The organism is bacterium, assembly GCA_021108215.1.
In the GTDB taxonomy this organism is placed as follows: domain Bacteria; phylum Oederibacteriota; class JAAXVQ01; order JAAXVQ01; family JAUVAV01; genus JAIORK01.
Genome location: JAIORK010000049.1, coordinates 178,110 through 202,098, shown reverse-complemented (window position 1 = coordinate 202,098; position 23,989 = coordinate 178,110). Strand labels below are relative to the sequence as shown.

General features: G+C 47.5%; 6 protein-coding genes. All 6 read left to right on the top strand.

Annotated features, from left to right (window positions below; translation table 11 throughout):
* The first annotated feature begins 34 nt into the window (after positions 1-34).
* Positions 35-1,012, top strand: a complete 978-nt coding sequence (locus K8S19_11650) for a hypothetical protein (protein ID MCD4814333.1) — start codon at positions 35-37, stop codon at positions 1,010-1,012.
* Positions 1,013-1,031: 19 nt separating this feature from the next.
* Positions 1,032-1,418, top strand: coding sequence for a DUF4870 domain-containing protein (locus tag K8S19_11645; protein ID MCD4814332.1), 387 nt, complete (start codon positions 1,032-1,034; stop codon positions 1,416-1,418).
* 515 nt (positions 1,419-1,933) lie between these two features.
* A complete protein-coding gene (locus tag K8S19_11640; GenBank protein MCD4814331.1) occupies positions 1,934-21,220 on the top strand; it encodes a hypothetical protein in 19,287 nt (6,428 codons plus the stop codon).
* Between the two features lie 254 nt (positions 21,221-21,474).
* The gene (locus K8S19_11635; GenBank protein ID MCD4814330.1) at positions 21,475-21,879 is read left to right on the top strand and encodes a hypothetical protein; all 405 of its coding nucleotides are present in this window, start codon (positions 21,475-21,477) and stop codon (positions 21,877-21,879) included.
* A 520-nt stretch (positions 21,880-22,399) separates the two neighbouring features.
* Positions 22,400-22,684 (top strand): HU family DNA-binding protein, encoded by a 285-nt coding sequence (locus K8S19_11630; protein MCD4814329.1) that lies wholly within the window; start codon positions 22,400-22,402, stop codon positions 22,682-22,684.
* Positions 22,685-22,862: 178 nt separating this feature from the next.
* Positions 22,863-23,966: an ATP-binding protein gene (locus K8S19_11625; GenBank protein MCD4814328.1), complete on the top strand. Its 1,104-nt coding sequence runs from the start codon at positions 22,863-22,865 to the stop codon at positions 23,964-23,966.
* Positions 23,967-23,989: the final 23 nt, after the last annotated feature.

Below are 23,989 nucleotides of genomic sequence, written 5' to 3'. Positions count from 1 at the left end.
TAATATACTTAAAAATGGATAAGAGTGGAATGGTATGGACAAACCTCGGGAGTTTTTCAGTTCGAAAATTTATTATGATACGCTTAAGGATACCGAGTGGCCTACTTTTTCATTTTTAAGCACTAAAAAAGGCTATGGACTCTCCACAATAAAAAGACTTGTTCAAAAAAAACAAATTAAATATTTATTCATCATCATTAATGGTCAACAAATTCCGACATTAGATTCCAATCCCGAACGCGATAAACTTTTCGGGGAGCAATTAACAGGTATTCATCGGATTATTGAAAAAAATATCTGGTTGGGAAAATGCAAGGTTTATACCAATGCCAGCAAGTTTCCCAATACAGCTGCCATGCTGTTTGATTTGTATAAGGATGATTGTCTGATACTGAATATTTTAAATCCTAAGTATGAGTGGCAGAATTTTTCAGTTGAAAATATCAAAGCGGTGGATAATATTATGTTCATGCTCCAGGGGATATTTCAGGAGATCATGCAGGCGCGCCGGCAGTTGCCGGATGCTTTTATCGCCGGGTATAGCCGTGGCGGAATTTTTGCCATTCGTTTGGTTGAGCAGCTTAAAGGATGGGTTAAAATTCGGGGATTGGTCACCTTGGACCCTGTTATATCCGAATTGGCTGAGGCAGACAGTCTTTGCGCCGGCTGGAGTGTGAAAAAAGGAAAAAAATGGAAAATCATTTGGAAAGAAAAGATTCCCGGGATTCACTTGAGCGGGGATTCTTTCCCGATTGTCAGAAATCCCGGTGTTGTCTGTTACAATGTTTTCCAGAGGAAATCTTTTTTGGCGTTTAACCATATATTGGAAAAACCCATCGGATCTGCTGTGGATGGCGCCACGGCGCCTTTTCCGAGAAAAAAATGGGGGATTAAACCGGTGGCGTCTGAGTCGCCCTATGATCAGTATGATACCACCTTGGAAACGCATTCCGGCGTGATTGGAAAATATCATCACTGGATTATTTCCATTGCCAAACGTATTTGTCCGTGAAACCCAAAGGAGAGCAAACATGCCTGTGAAGAAAAAAGTCGTAAAAAAAGTTAAGCTGCCGGTGCAGGACGAAAAAACGGAAAATACCTGGGCCATGCTCTGTCATTTAAGTACTTTTTCCGGATTTTTTATTCCCCTGGGGAACGTTGTTGCACCATTGATCCTATGGTCCTTGCAGAAATATGATTATGCCCTGGTGGATGACCAGGGAAAAGAAGCCCTCAACTTTCAGATCAGCATTGTGATCTATTTTTTAGTTTCCGCAGTTTTGTCCTTAATTCTAATTGGATTGCTGATAATGCTGGTTTTGGTTGTTTTTGATATCATTGTTACAATCGCTGCGTCTATTTCTGCGAGTGATGGAAAACAATACCGGTATCCGCTTAATTTGCGGCTTATAAAATAAAAGCGTTAAGGTATGCCGCGAACAGTCGTTCGGTTCATAATTACATCAATTTCCACTTTGGAATCATACATAATCTGGACTTCCCCCAGGTTATATAGTTATGCCCCATTAAAGGCGGCAAAATTTAAAAAACCTTTTTAAAATAACGATTTTTGGGTGATGGGGGAATTTGACATCCTACTATTTCTATGATATGCCTAACTATAGTATCACTGGATAATATGAAGGGTCATATTATGGATATTGTGAAAACCATCAGGTGTTGGTGGCGATTGTTTGCCAAAAACCTTCAACGTAGAAGCCGTGCTATTGTCAGCTTCCTAATTATGATTAGTTTTATTATCTCGAATACAGGCAGTGTGTATGCTTATTATGATCCAGGATACGGCGGCGGTGGCAGCAGTGGTAGTACTTCTTCCCCGCCGAAACCAATTGAAATTCCTCAAGTTATAATTCCCGTTTATACTGCTCCACGCATACAAGTTAATATTCCCTCGCCCCAGAATTTTGGCAGCATGAGTCAAATGAATTTTTTATACTTTGAAATGAATACAGGTGCCCTGAATACAGTATCTGATTTTTGTCTCACTGCGTTTACTGAACCGCTGGCAGAGGATATGAGCCTGCAGTCCATGGATTTGACTACAGAAGCCGCTGCGTTTGGCATGCAGAATGGTGGTGAATCACCTGAATTCATTCAAACGGCCTGGGAGGTAGGGCCGGAAAATATGGCTTTTCCGGAGGTGGATTTGGCTGTGGTGGTCAATGACCTGGAATCAGTGGCAGGTACACAGCTTATAGAAGACCCCGGTGCGATTGACATGGAGACGATCACTGAGCAGGTCGGTGAAGTATCCAGTATGATCAATGCATTTCTCAACGGTACGGGTCCAAATCCCTTTGAGGATGCCGATGTCATTGATGCGTTGGCAAATGATTTCAGTGCTAAGGATTTGGCGGCGACTTTATCACAGGAAAATTTGGATTCGAATTTGGTCGCAGCGGTGCTCGTTAATTTGCCGCCGGACACAGCTGTTGATGTGGCCAATTTGATGCAACCCCCGGCGATGGCAGATGCGTGTGATGTTATGGAGCCGTCGGATGCAGCCCGGTTGCTTACGGGAATGCAGCCGGATGCAGCCGGGCAGGTCCTGCAGAATATAGAAACCGGCAAAGCTGCGGAGTTGCTTTTAACCATGGCCCAGCAAAACCAGAATGGTGCTGCTTTGCCGCAACAAATAAATACTTCAGAAGCCGGACAAGTGGCGGCAGAACTGCTCAGTCAGTTACCGTCAACCAATCAGCAGGTTATTCTCTCGGAGATGTCGACCACAGAGAAGCTGGCTGTTGTGAATGGCGCCACCACTGAGCAATTCCGAAGTATTGTGGCAAATGTATCACCCGACGAGGCGGCGCAAGTTTTGGCACAAGTCGCGCCGGAAGCGGCCGCCGCATTTATAGGAAATCTGGAACCTCAGGCAGCTGCGAATATATTGGTGCAACTTGAACCGGAAGTTGCAAACCGGATTATTACCCAATGTGCACCAGAGCAAACCACAGCCGTTTTGAATGTTATCGGCACAGAGCAAGTGTCAACCCTGCTTACAAGTATGGAACCACAGACAGCCGGGGACTACCTTGAAACCCAGTCACCGGAAACAGCGGTCCAGATTCTTACGGCCATGGATCCTGCACAGGCCGTAAATATTATCGGTGCCATGCATCCGGACAATGCGGCGGAGACCCTGCAAAATATCTCCACAGAAGCGTTTAGTCAGATTGCCGACGCAGACAAAGAAAACGGCTATGAAAATATTATGTCTTCATTCGGGGCGTTGGATTCAAGAGAGGCCATGGAGTTGCTGAGCAGCTTGCCGCTCACCGAACAGGTCTCCTTGCTCCAGCAGATGGCAGTACATCAGGCTGCGGCTATTTTGCGGCAGTATGATAGTGTCGCAGTTGCAGAGATACTGGCTGCCATGCCAAACCAAAACCAGGTCCAGCTCATTCAAACTGCAATGGAAATTCAGCTCAATGCACCGGAAGCAGCTGCGATGAACTCCGGGGTGAATCCCTATGCGGATTTAAAACCGTGGGAAAGTAGAATGTCAGAAGGCTATGATCCTGCTACCAATAGTTATACCGAAGGCATAAGCAATGGTGATGGCACGATAACGTACTCCACATATGCAGGGAGTGATGATACCGGCAGTCTGCTGCAAGTGTCCCTCCACCGGGTCGATGGTGTTCCACTGGAAGGCTGGGACTATACTGCGGAAGGGTATGAAACCGGCGGACAGCACTGGGTGCGGGATGCTGACAAGCGCATTGTTTATTTTTCCAATGCCGAAGGCAACATTGTGAAATGGATCAGCTATAACAACCGGGGACAGATAGCAGCCGGTTGCGATTTTGGGGCACCGGTTGGGAATGGAAATTATGGTGTGTTGACGCACTATGTGCAAACCGGAAGCGGTATGATGGTGCAGCAGTCCGATCTTATGGCTGTGGTGGCAGCAACCAATAATGGCCAGTCCTATGAGGTTGCGGTGCAAGCGGCTGTGTATTCCTGGGTCCAGTATTCATCATCGGGGGTCGTCGCGAGTTTTAACCAATATCAGGCTTCAGGCAACGGTACACACGGCGTGTATTCAGTACGTGAAGGCAATACGATGAGTTTTTATGCTAGTGCGGAATCCAATAAGGAAGGTGAGTTGTATCAGAGTATTACCTATTCCGGCACCGGCGCGGACGCTACTGTGATCTCGGGATGGAACCTTTATCAGGAAACCGCGACAGGTGCGGTCGGGATGGTCTGGGAACGTGTAGAAAATCCGAACGGCACCTATGCTATGAACTATCATCACATGGACGAGAACCGGACTGCCGGAGAGCTGTTTCATAGCCTGACCTATGATCGTGAGGGCCGGGAGATTTCCGGTTGGGATGCCTATGCCGGTGCCGGGAATGGTATGCAGGGCATCTCGTGGACGATTGCTTACGGGGAAGATGGCAGCGTGGTTAAGCAATTGTATCATCTAAATGATAATGGTACACAGGGTCAACATTTTGCCGCGATTGAGTATAATGCGATGGGGCAAGAGACTTCAAACTGGAACGTCTATGCGCCGCCGCCGGAATCTCCGGTAGCGGCACTGGTGGATGCCATCCCCTTATGGGCACAGAGTGCCTATTATGGTTATACTGCTGAGCCCGGTTCCGGGGGGACTCCGCAAAATGTGCTGTCGGAATACGAGACTTACTTGCCGGGATTGCAAATAGCGGTCGTGGGAACTGCAGAAATTTTATCGACACCGGTATCAGCGGTCACTATCTCATCGACGCTGGCAGATTATTTACTGGAAACGGATTTGGTTGCCGCGACGATGGAAGTTGCGGGCCCGCCGGATTTTCAAACCCTCCCGGACATGTCAACACCCGAAGGTTTCAGCGCGGCTTTATTTTCAGAAGCGCTGGAAGCCGGAATCAATGGTTTTCATGTTGAGGGAAATGACGTCAATGGCCAACAGGTGGTTACTCTGGTTCGGAATGAGGATACGATTACTTTATACGAAACCGGGGCCGTCATGATTGATCTGGGCGGCTTTGGCTATGATCTCGCTTTTACAGCTTCCGGACAGATGTCGGTGTTGAATGCGGAAAACCAGCCCTTGACTGTATCCGAAATTAAAGCACTGGACATCGTATCTATTATTCCTCAGATAGAGGACATTGCGGTCAATGCGGCGGAAGCCGGTTTGTTTGACGTGGCGGCGCGTGCCTACAATGGTCTGGCTTTGCTTACCATGATTGCCGGTGACATGCCGACTGCGATGGTTTGTTCCGATATAGCCCTGAATTTTGCGCTTCAATCAGGTGCTGTTGAGGTATTCGCGCAAGCAAGTATTACCCGCGCCGAAATACTTACTGCCGGTGGTCAGCCGGTTCAAGCCATTGAAATATTAGACAATACGATGCAAATGCTGACGGAGAATAACGGCATCCATGCCGGAGTGGGCATGCGTGCTTTGCAAAATTATAATCTCATTACCTCCATGCCCAATGCTCCCCCTTCGATTGCGAACGTGTGTTTGCTGGGTGAAGTGCAGGCCGTGCATTTGGTGCAGGACGGCATTGCCGCTTTGGTTGAACAAGGTGACCTGGCAGGGGCACTGGTTTTGCGTGTGCGCTTAAACGCGTTGACCGAATTACCGGATGTAGATATCACACCCATACTTGATCCGTTGGTTGCCAACCTGGATCAGACAGCGCTGGATGCCGCGTTTGCCGGCGGCGCCCAGTATTTTGTGGACCCGGATACCGGGGCGGTGATCATGCCCGCTGCGGACAGCGGTTATACAATCCAAATTGCTTCCGGCAGTCAGTCGCTCACAATCTCCCTAGCGGTAAATGAATTCGGAGACTTATCTGTTGCACACGTTCTGGTCACGAAAGCAGAGACCCAGGAAATTCTCCAGATATATGAAAACCAGGATGGATTGATGGTTATGACATCCAAACAGGTGGATATTAGGGTCACTGTCCCGGGTGTGAATGGCGTCGAGGATACGGTTATCTCAACTGTCATGATGATTCAACCGGGAAGCGATCCTGTACAAACCATCGTTATGAATCTTGAGGGAACCCTGTATGTGGTGGAAGTCGATATTCTGACGCAACAGGCTATGGCAGTGCAGGAAATTGTTCCGTCGGGTGGTTCGCTGCCGGAGTTGACGGCCGCAGGCGAACCGGGAACCAGCTTCAGTTTTAATGAGGCGGGTGAAGCTATTTCCCTCGAAAGCGGGGAGAAGATTACCCCGGTTTTAGATATTGACGCTGCGATATTGGCCATGATACCGGAAGCGATGCTGCAGGAATATGATCTCGCAGATAAACCTGTTTATGTAACCGAGACCGGGACCGTTTTTATTGGCACACAAAGTGATTTTGAAAGCGGTAGTTATTTTGTGTTTGGCAACAATACCCTGACTGCGGAAGATGCATCAGGCGATTCCCGGCAAGTTTCTTATTTGGCTCACTATGAAAATGGAGAAATCGTCAGCATACTTTTGGATGACACGGCGGACGGCGGTGTGGAAAAGGTTTTTGAGTTTGTCACCACGGATGCCAACGATCAACTGCTGCAAATGAATGGAGAAAGCATTGCGTATGCTTTCTCGGTCCGGCAGGTCAGCACGGATGGTATGCGTGTGGCACAGGCTTTTTATAATGATGCCGGCCAGTTGTTGGGGACTGAGGTCACCTTGAATAACATGGGCGGTGTGGTACTCCAATATGACGCAGACGGCAATATCACAAATTCATGTATGCAGAGCCTGCAAGCCGCCGGGAGTGAGGGCTTTACGTTTGAAGACTCGTCGTCAGGGGGATTCGTTTTGATCTCCGCAGAGGGTGTGCGGGAGGAATATACGGCCACGGGCAGACGCTCCTTACCGAGCGAGGGCGGCGAGGGCGGTGAGGGAGAAGAAGGCGGCGGGCAGCAGCAAGTATTGGAACTTGATGTTTTGCAGCAGATTACCCTGAACATTGCCCAGTATGACAATCGTCACGGCCAGGTGATTTCCTACAGCGAGATAAGCAAGCGTACGGTCGTGGTGCAGTTGGGAGAAGATGGTCAGGTCACGGAGATTGAAACAGAGATCAATGTGTTTGGGGAGGTGGTATTCCAAACGACGTCCACCCTGGATATTGCATCCTTAGGCAGTGAGCCGGTTTGGACCGTACAGCGGGTACGGGGGGCGGAAGCGGAAATTATTGCGCGCGGTTACGCGGATGCCACAGTATTTTCAGCGATGACCCAGGGTGTGGCCGCTTCGGTTGTGAAGCATGGGGATGGTACCACAACGACGCACCAGGTGAACTATCAGGATACCCATGGTTTCTACACAATGAATCTGAGTGAGAATGCAGCCGGGACCGTGACGTATAGTTTGGAAGGCAGCTTGGTGGATTATCCGGCAGTGACGGTTGTGGCCGTACCTGTTCAAAATGAGAGCGGCACAGGGGTGTCGGGTATGCAGATCTCCACAGTCACCGGCGCCTATGCAGACTTGATTGGTGCGGGCATTGCTGCTGAGGAAGTGGTACGCGTGGGTATGGACGGCCAGGCATCGGTCGATGGTTATGCGGTTGATTTTTTAAACGGAGACGGCGATTTCACGATTAATTTCAATACGGACAGCACCACGGGTGAGTCTACCTATACTTTAATTGCACGCCTGGCAGATGACCGGCGTGTGACCATGATGGTAGAGCGGCGTCTGGACCACGAGGGTAATCTTGAAGATGAACTCATGGTGTCTACCGCCGTTGGTCCGTGTGAAGCATTGCGTGCGAACGGTATTGCGGTTGATGAAATTGATGAACTGGCAGGGGATGGCACCGCGGTTTCGACCATTGTGAAGGAAGATGGTTCGGTTGAGGATATCGAAGTGAAGTATACCGATCAGACAGGGTCGGTGACAGCATCCTTCGGGACAAATCAGCATACCGGTGAAACGACTTTCAGCCTGGTAGGCCACGCGGTAGCTGATCCCGGTGTGACCCTCGTGTCCGGCCGGCAGCAAGATGCGGCAGGGAGATATCTGGCCGGTTTGGTGATTAATACGGCGGTTGGTTCTCAGGAATCACTGATCGCGCTGGGGATTGCCGGAGCCCGGTTTGCGCAGCTGAATGTATTGGGACCGGATATGGTTTTGGATGAGGCCGGTAATCAGGGCGTGGTGGTGTTTGCGGATGAGAACAATCAGTATACCGTGTCATTGGGATTGGATACCGAGACCGGAGTAACCACGACCGCTTTAATCGGACATTTACAGGATGATCCGCGCATCACCATCGTGGCCGGCGATATGCGAAATGCGGAAGGTGTGCTGCTGCGGGGCATGCACATTACTTCAGCTTCAGGACCGCCGGATGTCCTGTACGCGTTGGGTCTCCTGATTGCGGGTGATGTGGATGAGAACGGGTATGCAGACGTAATCGCTGTGAAAAAAAATATCAGCGTAGGCGAAGACGGCGGCACCATCGTTGAAAAAGTGTCGTTAGGTCGTAAGGTTGATTTTGTGGACGGCCATGGCAATATGACCGTGGCTTTTGGACGGCATGCGGATGGCCGGATTAACCACTCCCTGATCGGTATGATCCATACCAGCCAGGGTGTGATTACCGTTATGTCCGACAACACGGATAAACAAATTGGTTTTGAAGCCACGTCCTATAGCGGCACAGGCGAAGCCTTGCAAGCCATGAATATCGCGTCCAATGAAATTATTTTTGAACAAGCCGGTCAAGGTCAGATCGAGGGTACCATTGGTGAAGTTATCTACAATCCCGGCAGTGTTTACACAGTAGGTGTGCAGCAAGATAGTGTCACCGGTGTGACTATGTACAGTCTGGCCGGTGTGATGGTCACAGCGAAAGGTCTGGTGCGTGTCAGTGCAGCGTTGGACACCACAGGTGAAAATCTGCAGGCTGTCAGCGCCATCGGCACGGAAGCAGCCTTGCGAGCCGCCAATATAGCTGTGGATGAGATGAACCGGGTACAAAACGGCGAAGGGACCGTATTGGGAGGTGGAATGCGTCCGTATATTCCTGCCCAGTATAGGTTGTCAAGCCCGACAGATGAAGCGGTTTCGCCATATGGAGCATTTGTTGCGACCGATACTGAAGCGGTTTTACCATACGGAACATTTGGTGCGACCAATACTGAAGCGGTCTCACCGTATGAGTCATTTGATGTGACCTATCAAGAAAATGAGAAGTTTACTGTCAGTATCGGCCAAAGTGAGGGTCAATCGGTTTTCAACCTGGTTGGACACACCACTATTGATGGGCATTATGTGACGGTTGTGTCAGGCGTGAATGCAGAGGAAGGGAAGTTTCTCATCAATACCGTTATCGGCCCGCCGGAGGTATTACAGTTACATGGTATCGGCGGAAAAACCATCACCTTTTATATGGAAAACCAGGCCGGTTTTATTGCCAAAGACTTTCAAGACCAGGAAGGGAAGTTGCTTGTACATACTGTTAACTATTTAGATCCGGAAGGCAATGTCACCTTGCAAATGGGCGTCGAAGCGGATGATGATGCTCAACTGGTTGGCTCGGTGGTGGTTGGTGATCAAAAAATGACCATCATTGCGGGTGTGCAAAAACATGGTTTTCTCAATATGGATAGTCAATTTATTATAACCGCTTTTTCCGGAACAGCGGAGGCGATTCATGCCACGGGTATTGGTGAAGAGATACTTGGTGCTGTGGAAAGTGGGAACATGTCTTCTGTGATTGATGACATGGAGGTCGTATATTCGCAAGATGGTGTGTATTCTTTTAGTCAGGATGCCAATAATAATCGCGCCATACATTTTTCAGTACTGAACCCGCCGGTTGGTATTGATGGACCGCTGCATGGGTATGCGGATACCCAGGGTATTACGAATATGATATTGAATGGTGAAGTGTTAGGACAAGTGGATCAGTCGAAAGAAGGGCGCCTGGTTTGGGGTGTTGATCAAGCTGAGGAACATATTGTGGTCTTTAATACCCAAATGAATTCGCATGAGCAATACAACTATCGGGGTCAGCAAAAAACCGGATGGTGGCAACAAGTCGAAAATGCCTGGAATACACAGGTGGTTACAGTATCGGATTCCCTGAATATTGCCGGAGAAAATTGGGAGACATATAAAACATCGCTTTCATCAAATTTTTGGACGCGTTTGGACACAAGTACAAAGTTGTTTGCTTCTTGGGTTGCGATAGTGGGTACGGCCATATTGGTGCCCATCCAGGTGATTGCTTCTCCTTTTGTGGCTGGGTTTAACTGGCTGGCAAATAATGTGCTCCGTGAGGCGCCGGATGCTATACATAATTGGATGATGGAAAAGACAGACGGTCAGGAAACCTGGTTGACTGAAAAAATCGATATTTATGTTGCGGTCACTGCGGCCAAATGGTACGGGATTAGCAAATTTGTTGCGAATAATTTTATTATTTTGGTCATGGTCACTGCCGGTATTTTATTACAAAATCCTGTGATTATTGCAAAAATTGGCAAGGTGCTGGCTGCCACGCTTTCTACTATTGTCAGTGTTGTGGGAAAATCATTTTTATACGGCGCAGGGATGGCATCTTTAAACCGAGGCTTAACCGGATTCACCATGTGGTTTTATGATTTTTATATTCGTGATTTTTTTGATCTGAAAGATACTTTCATAAATCTTGGGAAGCTGCTCTCAGACGGCATCCAGGTACCGGATGATCTTTTTGAAATTGCGGATGCTGTTGCCATGGTGGCGGGCGCCGCCTTACTGGCCTTGTTCCAGTGGAATGAGTACAAGGAAATGAGTGTGGCTTTCACCAGCTTTGTAAAAAAGACGGCTAATAATCTAAAAATCAGGGGGATGGATTTTTCAAGAGGCTTTGACGCGGCAACAGTGCGTGAAGGTAGCATGGTATTACGCGCGGGGGAAGGCTTGAAAAATATGGTCCGGGGATCGGAATTGAATTTTAAAGTCGAAAATGCCAAAGTTGCCGCAGAATATATTGCCACACGGACAGATCTTTCCAGCATCGAAAAGTATGAGGCATTCCATGAATTATCGGGTAAATCGGCAGTTGTGAGTACAGTACTGAGTAAATTTGGCGTGGGTATGGATGTTTTGAAATCTGTGAATCTTGATACTAAAAATTTTGAATTATTACCCAAGTTCGACAAGGTTTTTAAAGCCATTGGTGCGGAAATCAATCTTGCGCGTACGAAAATGGAATCAGGAACAACCCGAGGGATGCTTCAAGGCGGAGAGAAGATGAGCCTGGCCCTGGATCGCATGGCGACCGGTCTGGCGCAGCTCGGGGATGCCCGCGTGGCGGACGCGGCTTTTAAAACCAGTACGGAAGGACTCGCCACGGGAGAGGCCGCGCGGGTTTTGGAAACCATGATCCGTATTGACGGCAACAATGTAAGGGTCGCAGGTGTGGACTCTTTTAGCCGGCACATCTCGGAATCCCTGCCCAAAGACGGGGGCGTATTGAAAACAGTTGCCTCGACACTTGCCAAAGACGGTATGACGGTGCGTGATTATATGGCACGCGATATATTGTCTGATACCATGATCCGGGAAACTGTGAAAGCCGGTACGGATGCGACCAATACAAATCGTGCAACTTTTGTAGCTGATTTGGCATCAGGAGAGAGTGGGCAAAAGGCGATGGATATCATTGCCGGCGTAGATGGCAAAGACACTGCTTTGACATCCAGAATTCAGAATGTTGCCATGGAGATTGCCAATGGTAAAGGGTTGACTCAAAATATACGCATGCTGTCTATGAAAACCATGATGAATGCCAATGTGGATGGCATGGTCCGGGCGTTGGATAAAATGGATTCGGGAACACGCAAAAGTGCTGCCGACACAATGCTGCGGGCAGCCGAAAAAACTGAGGCAGGGCGTAGTGTTTTGGCAGATGCGATTGCAAAAGATAAGACGGGTCAGTCCATGGAACATTTTGTGGAAGCAGCCGCAAGTAATGGCAGCATGAAGGATTTGGCGCGCGTTGCGAGCAGTTCTGAAAAATCCGCGAGCCAGTTCGGAGAAACCGTCAGTCGTATGCAAAATGACGGCAAACTGGATTCAAAAGTCATGGATGGTTTGGCCCGGGAGCTTACCCGGGTTTTACCGGAGAATGCCCAGGGTGTGGAGAAGATTCTGGACGGTATGAACAACAAGCCTTTTGAACTGCGTATGCAGGAGCATATTCCGGATATGCTCCGGAATGCCCCTTTGCAACAAATTCGCGGATTGGAAGTTTCCATCAAGGATATTGCAAAAACCGGCGCAGGTAGGGATATGATTAAAAATCTCTTTTCAGGTATCAAACGTCTGGATGGGGATGTGCCAAAAGCTGAAAAAGACGTGACCACTGCTGCCGCAGAGGGTGGCGGCACGGAGGGCAATGCGGCTGAAGGCGGCAAATCCGAACAGACTGAAAAAGGCGAAAATACACGACAGACAGAGACTGATTCCGGAAGCGCGCATCACCATACACCGGCGCAGAAAGCCGGGCAATGGGCCGGCGATGCGGCAGACGCGGCACGCGGTATGCTGCAGGGATTTGCGCCGAAAAATTGGGGCGGTATGCTCAAGAGTATGAAAAACGGTATTTTGGGCGGTACGAGCAGCCTTATGAACCGTATGTTTGCGCCGAAGGCTGAAACAGTCAAATTAACGGATGTACAGCAGCACTACCGTGATGTCATGGATCAGGCAGGCACACAGCGTGCTGGTGCTGAAGGTATGAAAACCGAGACGCGGCAAGGGATAGAAAAAGCTGACGTGGGCCTGACCGGACGCTCGCGCTTTCATGATGCAGCTATCGATAGCTTGCTCAGACATGTGGATCCGCAGGAAATGAAAAATCTTGCCGGTGGTCAGGATGTAAAGACCGGTCAGGCAGATGGCGCCGATGCCAAGGGTGGATCCCCTGAAGGGGCACGTCCTTTTGATACGAAGCCAAATGCCAGGGAGCAGTTAATGATGTCCTGGGACAAAGATCCGGCCGGGACGCTGGTGCGCGGATTCGAGACCAGTTTGCAAATTATTTCCGGCCAGGTTTTCATCCAACGCTTTGCAGTTAACATGATAAACGCGATGGGACCTAAATCGGTTGATCCGGCGACTGCCAAAGCAGGCAGTTCTGAAGTTGGCAAAGAAACCGGCCCCATGCAAAAAGTCAGGCAGCGTGCCGGGCAAATCGCGGGAATTCTGACCGGTCAGTCGGTGCTTGAGGCAGGGGCTCGCCTGGTGGGTAACCGGCTGTCCGCACGGCGTACCAAAAATTTGACCAATCCGGAAAAAGTATCTGACGCTTTTGGGAAGCTGAACACGCGCCTGGAACGTGCGGAAACGCGGATGGGGCAGGCAGCGGATCAGTATTCCCGCCTGGCGGACCAACATTTAGAAGTCAGGAAGCAAGGTGATAGTCATCTCGGTCAGCGTTTTGGCAATCTCGGTCAGCGTTTTGGCAATCTCGGTCAGCGTTTTGGCAATCTCGAGCAGCGTTTTGGCAATACCTGGAATACCATGCGCATGAAACGGTCTCAAAATAAAATGATGTCTGCCATGGAAACGCGAACAAACCTTTCCAATGCCCGGCAGGAACTGGCATCCGCCACCGAACAATCCAAGGGACGGGCACAGGTGATCGCTGCCCGGCAAAGTGATTATAGTGTGGGGCCCGAGCTGGCCAAAGCCATAGTAGAGAACCTGCATCGGGCAGGAGAGAAATTCATTGAGCGCAGTGAAAATTTGCAGACGGCGATTGAAAAATATGAGGAACAAAGCACGGCAAGTGCTGCTCCGGAGATACTCGCCCGGACCGCAGCTGAAGTGATTCATGCTGAAAAAGCATTCGTTACCATCCGGGATCAAGTGCGGGAAATCCTGCAGACGCGCGGCGGCGGGAGTTCGGAAGTTGCGCGTTTGGCAGTTGCGCGTTTGGCAGCGGAACAATTGCGCTCAGTCGAAGAGAATACCCGGGTTTTGGAAAAACCACTGGAAAAAGATTATAACCAACGCGCGAACCTGAGCACGGAAATTGACGCGCTCAGCAAGTCTGTACTTGAATTGAAGGCTGGGGATACAGATTCTTTGCGCAGTCAATTGAAAAACGAGGAAGCGCAATTGGAGAAATTGCGAACTAAAGAGAAGGCGTTGGAGCAGAAAATAATAAGTACCCAGCAGACGATCCGCAAATTGATAGCGGAACCTTTTAATGCTGTGGATATTACCGGTCAACACCTGGCGCTGGCCGGAGAATTGTTGAAACATCCCGGGACAGATCGTCTGGTGGCAGCGGTGATGGAACGTGCACCGGAGAATACACAACCGGCAATTTTTAAAATGATTGAAGAGAAAGTACCAACTCGGCTTTCGAATATTCTCGAAAAAGTGCCTACCGAACAATTGCGTTTGATATCCGAGCGTATGGTTAATACAGAAGTCGCGCGATTGGTGGAAGCGCGTATCCAAGAGGCGAAAATTGTGTCGGAAAGAGTAACGCCTCTTGAGCAGACGTTGACCAGACACCGGAAATTTGAACAGGATCATAAAATGCATAGTGGACTCCGCAGCATGGAGCTCAGGGCGGCGGAACAAATAGCATTTAATGAATCTTTGTTATTGGTCAAAGAAGGTGCCGGAAGCGAAACAGTAAGAAAACTGGATACTAAAATTCAGGATTTAGAAAAACTTATTGATAAGAAGGAAGTTTTAGCGACTAGAGACAGTGGTCGTTCTGAAATTGCGCGCATGGAATTCAGGGCTTTGGAAACGCGGAAAAAGGAATTACGGACATTACAGCTTGAAAGAGCGCATGCTGTGGTTGCTGAATTCAATTTAAAAGAAATTCGCATTCTTGCTGTTGCCGGAGAGCTTCTGGCAGGACGTATAGACAGCGTCGAAGCTCTGAAAAATCCTGACTACAAACGTGCTGTTGAGTTCAGCGAGTCTCGTGCGCTCAAGAGCGCGTTGGCACTGCAGGGAAAAATTGTCGTCAGTGAGGCGTTGTATAAGCAACTTGATGATTTTCGGGAATTTAAAGACAAAAAATCGGATGGATCATTGGATGCGTACAAAGAGATGCTCAATACAAAAGCACAGGAAGAATTTGCGCGAGCTTTGAATGAGTCGGGAGTTGAGCGTATAGATGATTTTATGTTGGAAAAATTCATCACTGACAAGAATTTACAATCTCAGCAAAAACTCATCAAAATTGAAATGGAGATCAATTTATTAGAGAACAAATTGGACATGGCACGCAACCAGGGTGATCAGGCAAAAATAAAGAAGTTGGAAAAGGTCTTGGGTCGAGCAAAAAATAAAATACAACGCGCGGGTTTTAGTCCCAGCCAAAGGGGAATAATCCCGAAATTGGAAGATATGGAGAATTCTGGCGAAGCGGTGAAACTTGTGAGCGAGTTGCTGGATGTGAATGACAGTATTGCCAAGATTGAGGCAGGAGAGCGCAGTTTTTGGGATCGTTTACTGGGGCGTGAAGTAATGACTACACAAGATTTGCAAGTAGAGCGAGCGGATGTGATCGCCAAGATACAGAAGGGCGGCGCTAAACGCATGATCATGGAAGCAGAAGGAGTGCGCAGTACGCTTATTGACCGTATGGAAATAGAATCCGAAAAATTGGGTGATGTCTTGACTGACATCGTTGAAAAACTTAAGTCCAGCGAGGCAGAAGTAAACAGCAGTGTTCAGGAACTTGATAGTAAAATAATTGATAAGATTGTGGATGACGCCATCAAAACCTATGCGGGTGATTCAGAAGCATTGAAACAAGTTCGTGATACCTTGATTAAAATCCCCGTGGAGTGGCGTAAGCAGTACGGTGCCGCCAAAGGATGGGAAGCAAATAATATGCAGATGCGTTTGCTCACTCGCGCTTTTGAGTTGCATCTTTTGAATCTGGAATTGAAAGTGGCAGGCAAGGATGACAGTATTGTCAAACAAATTGCAGGGGAGGCCCTGCTTTTATCCATGGGCGGTGGCAAGTCAGCAGCTGTGATGTCTTTGGAATTGGCCATGGATGTGTATCGTGCTGAATATAAAAAAGAACCGCCACCGGTTTTGTATCTTACTGCTAATGAAACTCTGGTTACCCAGATTCAGGAGCAACCTGCTATGGAGACATGGAAAAATAAGAAGCGTCTCGTGGTGATTAACGAAGATACGGTCAAGGATGTCATTGCAAACGGGTTTGAGCAGGGCAAGGTCTATACCATGTCCAATGAGGGTTTGAAAAAAATTGTGTTGGAAATGCGCGGTCAGGGATTCACGGATGCGCAAATTACCGCGCGATTTGAGAAAATTGGGACAGCAGCCTGGGATGAAATACATTCAGCATTTCATACCACTGACACCATTTTAGGGTCTTCCGGGGTTTGGGATTATCTCTCCACGACCTTACAAAAACAGCTGACGGAAACCACCATTAATTTAATGGATCAATATACCAAAGTGATGGACATTTTGTGGCAAGATCTTGATAGGTCAGATACAGCCCGTGAAATTTTTCGTAACCAGGAATTTCAGCCTGGTCAGGAAATTCGTAGCCAATTTCGATTCAATCTTGACTATGAAATTATAAATGGGGAGTTCCAAGGGAAAACCATCAGGCAAGCACTTGAAGTTCAAAAAATAAGCGTGCGTAGCACAGGCGATGCGCGATTTTTGGAAAAAATAGCCCAGGTTATGTACAACACCAATGGTCGGGAATATAAAGCCTGGGTGGATGAAAACGGTGTTTCTCACTATGGAACCGCCACCAATGGTCTTGGCAAGCTAAATACCATTTACGGTGACCACATGCAGTCTGCGCTTACGCATATTGAAAATATCATGCGTTATGAAATGAAAAAGGCCGAGGATGCGGGAATAGAATTTTCTTTCAAAGAGTTTAACGCGCGCAGCTATGTTGAGAAAAATTCTCAGCATGCGCGTAGTGTCGGTGAAGCTTTGGCGCATTTCACCACTGAACGGGTGACCATGCTGGAGGCTATGAATTTCTTGGGTATGGACAAGGTGGTTGGTTATTCCGGAACCCTGAAGGGTCTGGAAGCAACCATGAAGCAATTGGGTAAACAAGTGGTGGAAATATCAGGTGAACCTAAAATCACTTTGATGGGTGATCATTCCAGTGTTGCGAGTGGTGAAATTCATTTTTCCGCACGCATAGGGGACCGGATCGTGGTGCTGGATAAGGTTGAGGATGATGTGCAATTACGTCTGCTGGAAGGAAAGTCTTATGATCAGTATCTTGTAGAGCGTGCGGCTGTGTTGATGGAACATGGTCGGACTCAGCAGGGTTATACCAGTAATGACAACAAACAACTTGATCGGATGGCTAAACTTACAGCCCAAGATATTGGTACGGAGGTAATTAAGCTTTCCGATAAGATGGTACGCCAGCATTTTGAAAAACTGGTGGAAGCGACGGATAAACGCGTGGCTGATTTAGAATGGCGGGAAGGTGCAAATGTTGACAACAGCGAAGTTATTCGGATTGTTGTTTCAGATATACTCAGTGTCCGGACTGAAAAACCGCAGGTGGTTCTCATTGACGGCATGACACCAGCCACGTATTCCGTGGCAGTGGATGCTATCAAAGATGCTATTCATACTATGCCTAAATCATTTGGAGATGTGCATGGTTTTGACAAACTTGTACTGAGCAAGGAATGTCGTACCTCACTTGATCGTTTTATTACGAAACAAGGAACCTTGAATCAGGACAGTGTGGCCAAGTGGATGGCGGAGACCCATGAAACCAGTCCGGGGATTGTAAAGGAATTCTACGAGGCGATTGTTGACCAGGTAGGTTGTACGCAAAAGCGATATTTCTTTGCGCCTGCCATTGGCGAGGGATTGAATATTTTTGCGACGATGCCGCATGGGATTAAGGATTTGCAATTCAAGGCTGCTTTGTATAAATTGGATCTTTCGCCCTCAGATGTTTTTGCCCAGGCCATGAAACGTGGCAATGTTGAGGGGAAACGTGTTTTTTCCAATACGGGTTTGGATCTGGACATCAATCGTATCAGCAATATCACAGATTCAGAACGTGCGGTTTTCCAAAAATTCTTTGATGATCTGGATAATGATAAATCGGGAAAGTTTAAAGACGGCATTGAACTGCAGAAGAAATTTTTCAGTCTTTTTGATAACATCATGCGGGATTATCTGGTTGAGATTGACACCAACAAAGCCGGAGAAGTACGACGCACGCAAGCCGGTGAAGTACCAACCACAGAAAAAGTAAGTGTGGAAAAAGGTAGCGATGAATACATGCAGTATATGGCCAAAAAGGTAAAGCAGGAATTGCCTGGGCGTTTACGTGAATTTCAAGGGATTGCCGATTTGACATCCAATCGTGTATCCGCAACCGTGCTGGCTGAAAAAACAATGGCGCGTATAACCAAGGCAAGCAACATGCCGTTGTTTGGATGGTTTGCCAATCAGGCAGCCAACTTGCGCAGTGCATTCAAGGCGGATGGTCAAATTATTGGGCTGATACATGCTTACACGACCACTTGGCAAAAAATGTCAGACTGGTTGGGGACGTCTCAGGATCAAATAGCGAAATTGAAAAAAGATTACGGGGACAACAACTGGTTTGCGTATGCAATGGCCAATGCTCTAATGGATGATGATTTTGTGCATACTTGGGCTAAACGCAATCCAAAAAAGGCAGGAGAATTGAAAACGACGCATGGTGAAACAGCATGGCTAACTTATGCAAGACCAGAAGCATTTGGCAATTGGATAAATAAGAACAGCAGTTTTATTAATGAGACGCAGCAGGCGTATAAAGAAGCTGGCAATGATTTTATACAATATGCCATGCTTGAAAAATTTGGTCCAGACCACGGATATTATCAAACGATGGGAAAATATGCCGGCATGGTCAATTCTACCAGCAAGCTCATATCTCTATTCGGTAGTATTGCTGCAACGGTGACTATGTGGCGCCAACCTGGTCATGCCGGACAGGAATATTATCGTGCGCATAACAACACCATTCGCATGAAGAAAGCTCTCGCGAATAGGGATGAAGGATATGTTTTTAAATATCAGGGAGAAGAATACAATTATTTGCAAGCCCGGTCATTTATGAATTATCACCAGCGATTATCCATGGAGTATGAAGCACAATATGGATTCGAAAAAAAATTATTACTAGGTCATCAAATTTCCGAAGCGGTTCGCCTGGTCATGTCCCGCCTGGAACCGCATTTGCCTGTCATGTCCGGCTTGTTAAAAAGTAATACCTTCCTGGGTGCTTTTGCCGGGACAGTAGCCATCACCGGTATTTTCGGGATTGCCGGTATGAATTTGCCAACGCTGGGAATTGGTGTGGTTCTGGCACTCGGGTCCAAACTATTGCTGCCGCTGTTGGAAAAATATCAAGTTGTCCCCGGCAGCAAGAAAGCAGCCGGAGCGCCCAATGCCTGGATGTCGACCGCATTGGCAGTGGTGCCGGGTGTTTTAAAAGGCAATCCGGGTTTGGCAGCCGGCTCCTTGCTGGGAACGATGTTCTCTGAAGTGCTTGCGGTTTTCCGCAGTTACCGTGCGGAACCCAACAAGAAAAGATGGCTGGATCCCAGAGACGTGGTGGTCAAAAGAATTTCAGAGGAAGAGACTGATCCGGCGGGTTCCTTCGTCAGGTCGAAGCATCAGGAAAAGAGTGATTTTTATACACAATGGGAAGACCTCATGGAAGCCAAGGGTGATGAGCAGGGGCAGGTTTCAGATGCCGAGGCAGTGGCTGCTTTTAGGGAAGTGTGGAAAAAGTACGGTGTTGGCAAAGAATTGATTCTCTCACAGGGAGCAGCCACCACGGGTTGGATGCGCATGCTGGCAGCCGGTCTGTCCATGCTGCCGGATAAGGTACTCCAATCCGAATTGTTACAGCAGATTGAGGTCGGAGACCGCAAGGTCGGCCAGGTCATTCTACCTGCCACAGATCATGTCTATGATAATCAAATTCCGGAAATGCTCGTAGCACAACTTTTGGATATTGCGATTGATCACCTGTGGAGCGCGCAGGAAAAGACTTTGTTGGAGGGGAAACTGGACCGCCTGGCCGAGCTGGAACCTTCCTTGCGCGATGTATCACCTGCCAACCGTCTGCGCGCCTATTTACAGGCCTATATTTGGAAAGGCGGTGAACTTCGGATTCGGGTCGGGGAATGGGAAACGCGCGCCCAAGAGGCTTCCGCCGTGGAAAAATCGAAATTGCAGAAAACCGCGAAGCTTTCCGCTGCGGTTTATGGTCTGGTACAAAAGGCGTTTGACGGAGAATTTAATGTAAATGATCGGGACCGTATTGCCAAAGCCTTAAGTGAAAGGCAATCGGAAGTAAAAAATAATATGCTGGAGCGCTTGCAGGCGCATCAGGAAGCGAGCGGCTGGAAACAGCGTCAAATGGCCTGGCAATTTCAGGATAAATACGGTGTATCCATAAGGGATTTTAAACAGATGCTGCGTCAACCCCTGGGTTTGCGTTTGTTGAAACGGATCGTACCGAAGGATCAGCGGAAACAACTGTCCGCGCGAACACTTTACCGTACGATACAGCAAGGTTGTGTATTAAGCGGCTTGGCAGCCGGCGCGGCCGTGCTGCTGGTGAGTATCGGTGCATTGCCGGTTGTTGCGGTTTTAGCAGGCGGTGCGGCACTGGTGGGTTTAACCGGCATGGTGTTCATGCATTCCCAATCGACAGCTATCCTGCAACGCATTGAACCGGAGTATTTGCTCCAAAGCGTACTGGCACAAGCTCCAGGCAGGGATTTCCAGCGGCAACTCATGACAGATCGTATGTACCAAAGTTTGAATGAATTGGCGCAATCACACTCTCGGACCTGGATGTACGGACATGCGGCGACCGTGCTGATGGATGAAATCTTCCGGGCAGCCGTGAATACTGCAGCCGATGAGAATTTGCCGGTGGAGATCAGGGAAGAGCGTATAAGCTATTTATTGGAAGATTGCATGTCTGCCTTGGGCATGCCGATGAAAGTCGAATTCAAACCAGGCAGCGGTCTGTTTGCGCAAGCCACCCCGGTTGTACAACCTGCGGCCAATGTGGTGCGCAATCGCCGGTTGGCCAGGATTACGGAATTGCTTTCCGGGCAGGGTGTGAAAATTGACATTAAATTTTTTGTACCTAAAAAACAGTGGAAGCAAAAATTAACCAGTACGTCAGCTTGATTTGAGGCGTATAAACTAATAATTTATTTTCCATGTGTGGCATCCCTGATTGACACTAATAATACACGGCAGTATAATTTAACTAACCTAAGACAATGGGCAGTGTTTGACGTGGCAGTGCGCCGCAGTTGCACCGGGTATTTATGATTAATGGCGAGGAAAAGGAAGTACTGAAAGTGGTAGTGAAGTAGCGCAAAGCCATAATAGGAAAGTATGGGGCAGCGGAATTGCCCCGATTACAGGAGGCGGAAATCATGAAAAAGGCGGCTCAAACAGTTACGATACTTTTGTGTGTTGGTTTGATACTAGGTGCAGGCTGCGGACCTGCTCCGCAGACCAACAGAGTTTCAGAAGTGCGGTTTCAAGAAAAAATAAGGGTATTTGAGGCGGATATGCGGGCGCAACTACAGGATCTGGAAATGCGCTTGGAAATGCTCCAGGGGCGCGGCTTGAAACTATCCGATCAGGCCAAAGAAAAATGGCTGGAGAGCAGTGATCTTTTTGAGAAGACCCAAGATGCTTTCCGGACACAATTAGAAACGGTCAGTACGCAGAACCAGGCGAGCTGGATAGACTATCGTGAAAATTTGAACAAGCGCTGGGAATCAGTTGAAGCGGCTTTCCAGGAACTCAAAAAATCCGCAGGCAAGCGGGAGTGAAGGAGCTAATCAACGCCCGGATTATGGCCGGCATTTAATTGCCATCAAGACGGATAGAGTCCGGTTCGCGATAGAATTACAATAGAGATGTACGTCCGTGTGTCTCTACAAAAATTCATTATTTTAATCGTTGTTTGGGGAGATTAGGTAGATAAAAAGAGCCTGAGCACGGTTGATAGTGAAAAAAAGTAAAAAAAATGTATTTTTTTCTACTTTTTACGAAATAATTTACTGCCTGTTTTTAAGATCAGGCGTAAATATTCGTTTTGAAGTATTATTTGATTAACCCTTTTAAAATAATGGTTTCTGAGCAGTAACCTCTAATTTATCCTCTGGAATATAGCCTATAATGTATCCGGCATTCGATGAGACCCCTAAATAAAGGGTACTACATGAAGTTTAGTATAAAAAAAGCTTGCACTAAATATGGTGGTATTCTATAATTTGCTCACTAGGTGATATGGAAAGCCTTATAAATAAGGCCTTCCGAAAGTCAACTAAATTTTAAGGAGGAACAAGGGTGCTGACAAAAACCGAGATGTTAAACAAATTAGTGGAAGTGACTGGAATGAAGAAAAAAGAAGTCCAGGAATTCCTCGACGCTCAGAACACACTGCTTTACAAAGTATTGAAGAAAGAGAAAAAATATAAAGTGCCGGGTCTTGGTATTTTTACAGTTAAAAAACGTAATGCCCGTATGGCTCGCAATCCTCAGACCAGTGAAATGGTTAAGGTTCCTGCAAAGACCGTTGTTAAGTTTAGAGTTGGTAAAGATTTGAAAGACAACGTATTAGGTGCGAAATAAGCAACCTGATGTTTTGAAGCGGCTGCTGTTTATAACAGCAGCCGCTTTTTTTTTAGAAGGTCACTCGGCACAGCAGGTTGATATTAAAAAAATGATGAAATGTGCTTGACAAAAAGATCGTGTATATTTATGCTTAAAAGCGTAACATACACTAAATAGAGTAATGGGAGCTGAGACAGTGAATCGCAATCCTTTTCGATATGGCGAATCGGTAACCGGAGATTTTTTTACAGATCGTTATCGTGAGCGGGAATATCTTATTTCAGAATTGTCGGGTTTAAAGAATGTTATCGTCTATGGACCGCCTCAGTATGGCAAGTCGTCCTTGGCGCGCAAGGCGCTCAGTGAAATGGAACATCGCGGTGTGATAACGGTTTATGTTGATTTGGAAAGAGCGTATTCACCGTCCCGCTTTATTGAAATATATTTAGCAGAGTTGTTGCGCGCCGCATTCCGTCAACCCAAAGAGTTGCGAACTTTTATCCAGGAATTGGACCCCGCGATTAAACAGAACTTGCCGTTGAAACTGGAAGAAAATGATGAGTTGATTCTTGATCTGGAAGAGGGCGGGGATATTGAGAGTATTGCCAATTCGGTTTTGGAGCTTGCGCAGTATACGGTGAATTATAAAAAACGTCCCTGTGTGGTTTGTTTTGATGAGGTCACTGCGGGGGGGAATTTGAGTGAGAAGTTTCGGCGTCGTTTACGGGAAATTGCTGCTGAGCATGAGGGTGTGGGATATCTCTTGCTGAGCTTAAAACCCGCTAAAAAAGAGGAATTGAAAGCATTTGGTTACCTGACTCTGGAGAAAATCGAAGAACGGTATATGAAAGCTTACATTAAAACCCGCTTTGAAAATACCGGCTTTAGAATTGTTGAAGGCATCATTGATGAAATTCTGGAAGTGTCAGGCGGACATCCAAATTATACCCAACTGGTATGCCGTCAATTATGGAACCAGGGACATAGCGGCAAGATTATTACCAATAAAAATTTGGCCCAAGCCATTGAGGCGATTTTAGAGGTCAATGCGGAATACTATTCAAATATCTGGTCCGATCTTTCACTTCATCAGAAAAATCTCATTGCCGCCATTTGTCAAGGCGGCGGTCAGAAAATATTTTCGCAGGATTTTGTGGCGCGGTTTGGATTGGGCAGTTTTTCAACAGTGCAAAAATCTTTGAACCGTCTGTTAATCAGGCAGGTGATTGATCGTCAGGGTGATCAGTATATTGTTCAGGATATGTTTTTTCAGCGCTGGATTACCCGCCGTATGATCTAACGGCAACCGGGAAAAGGAATTAA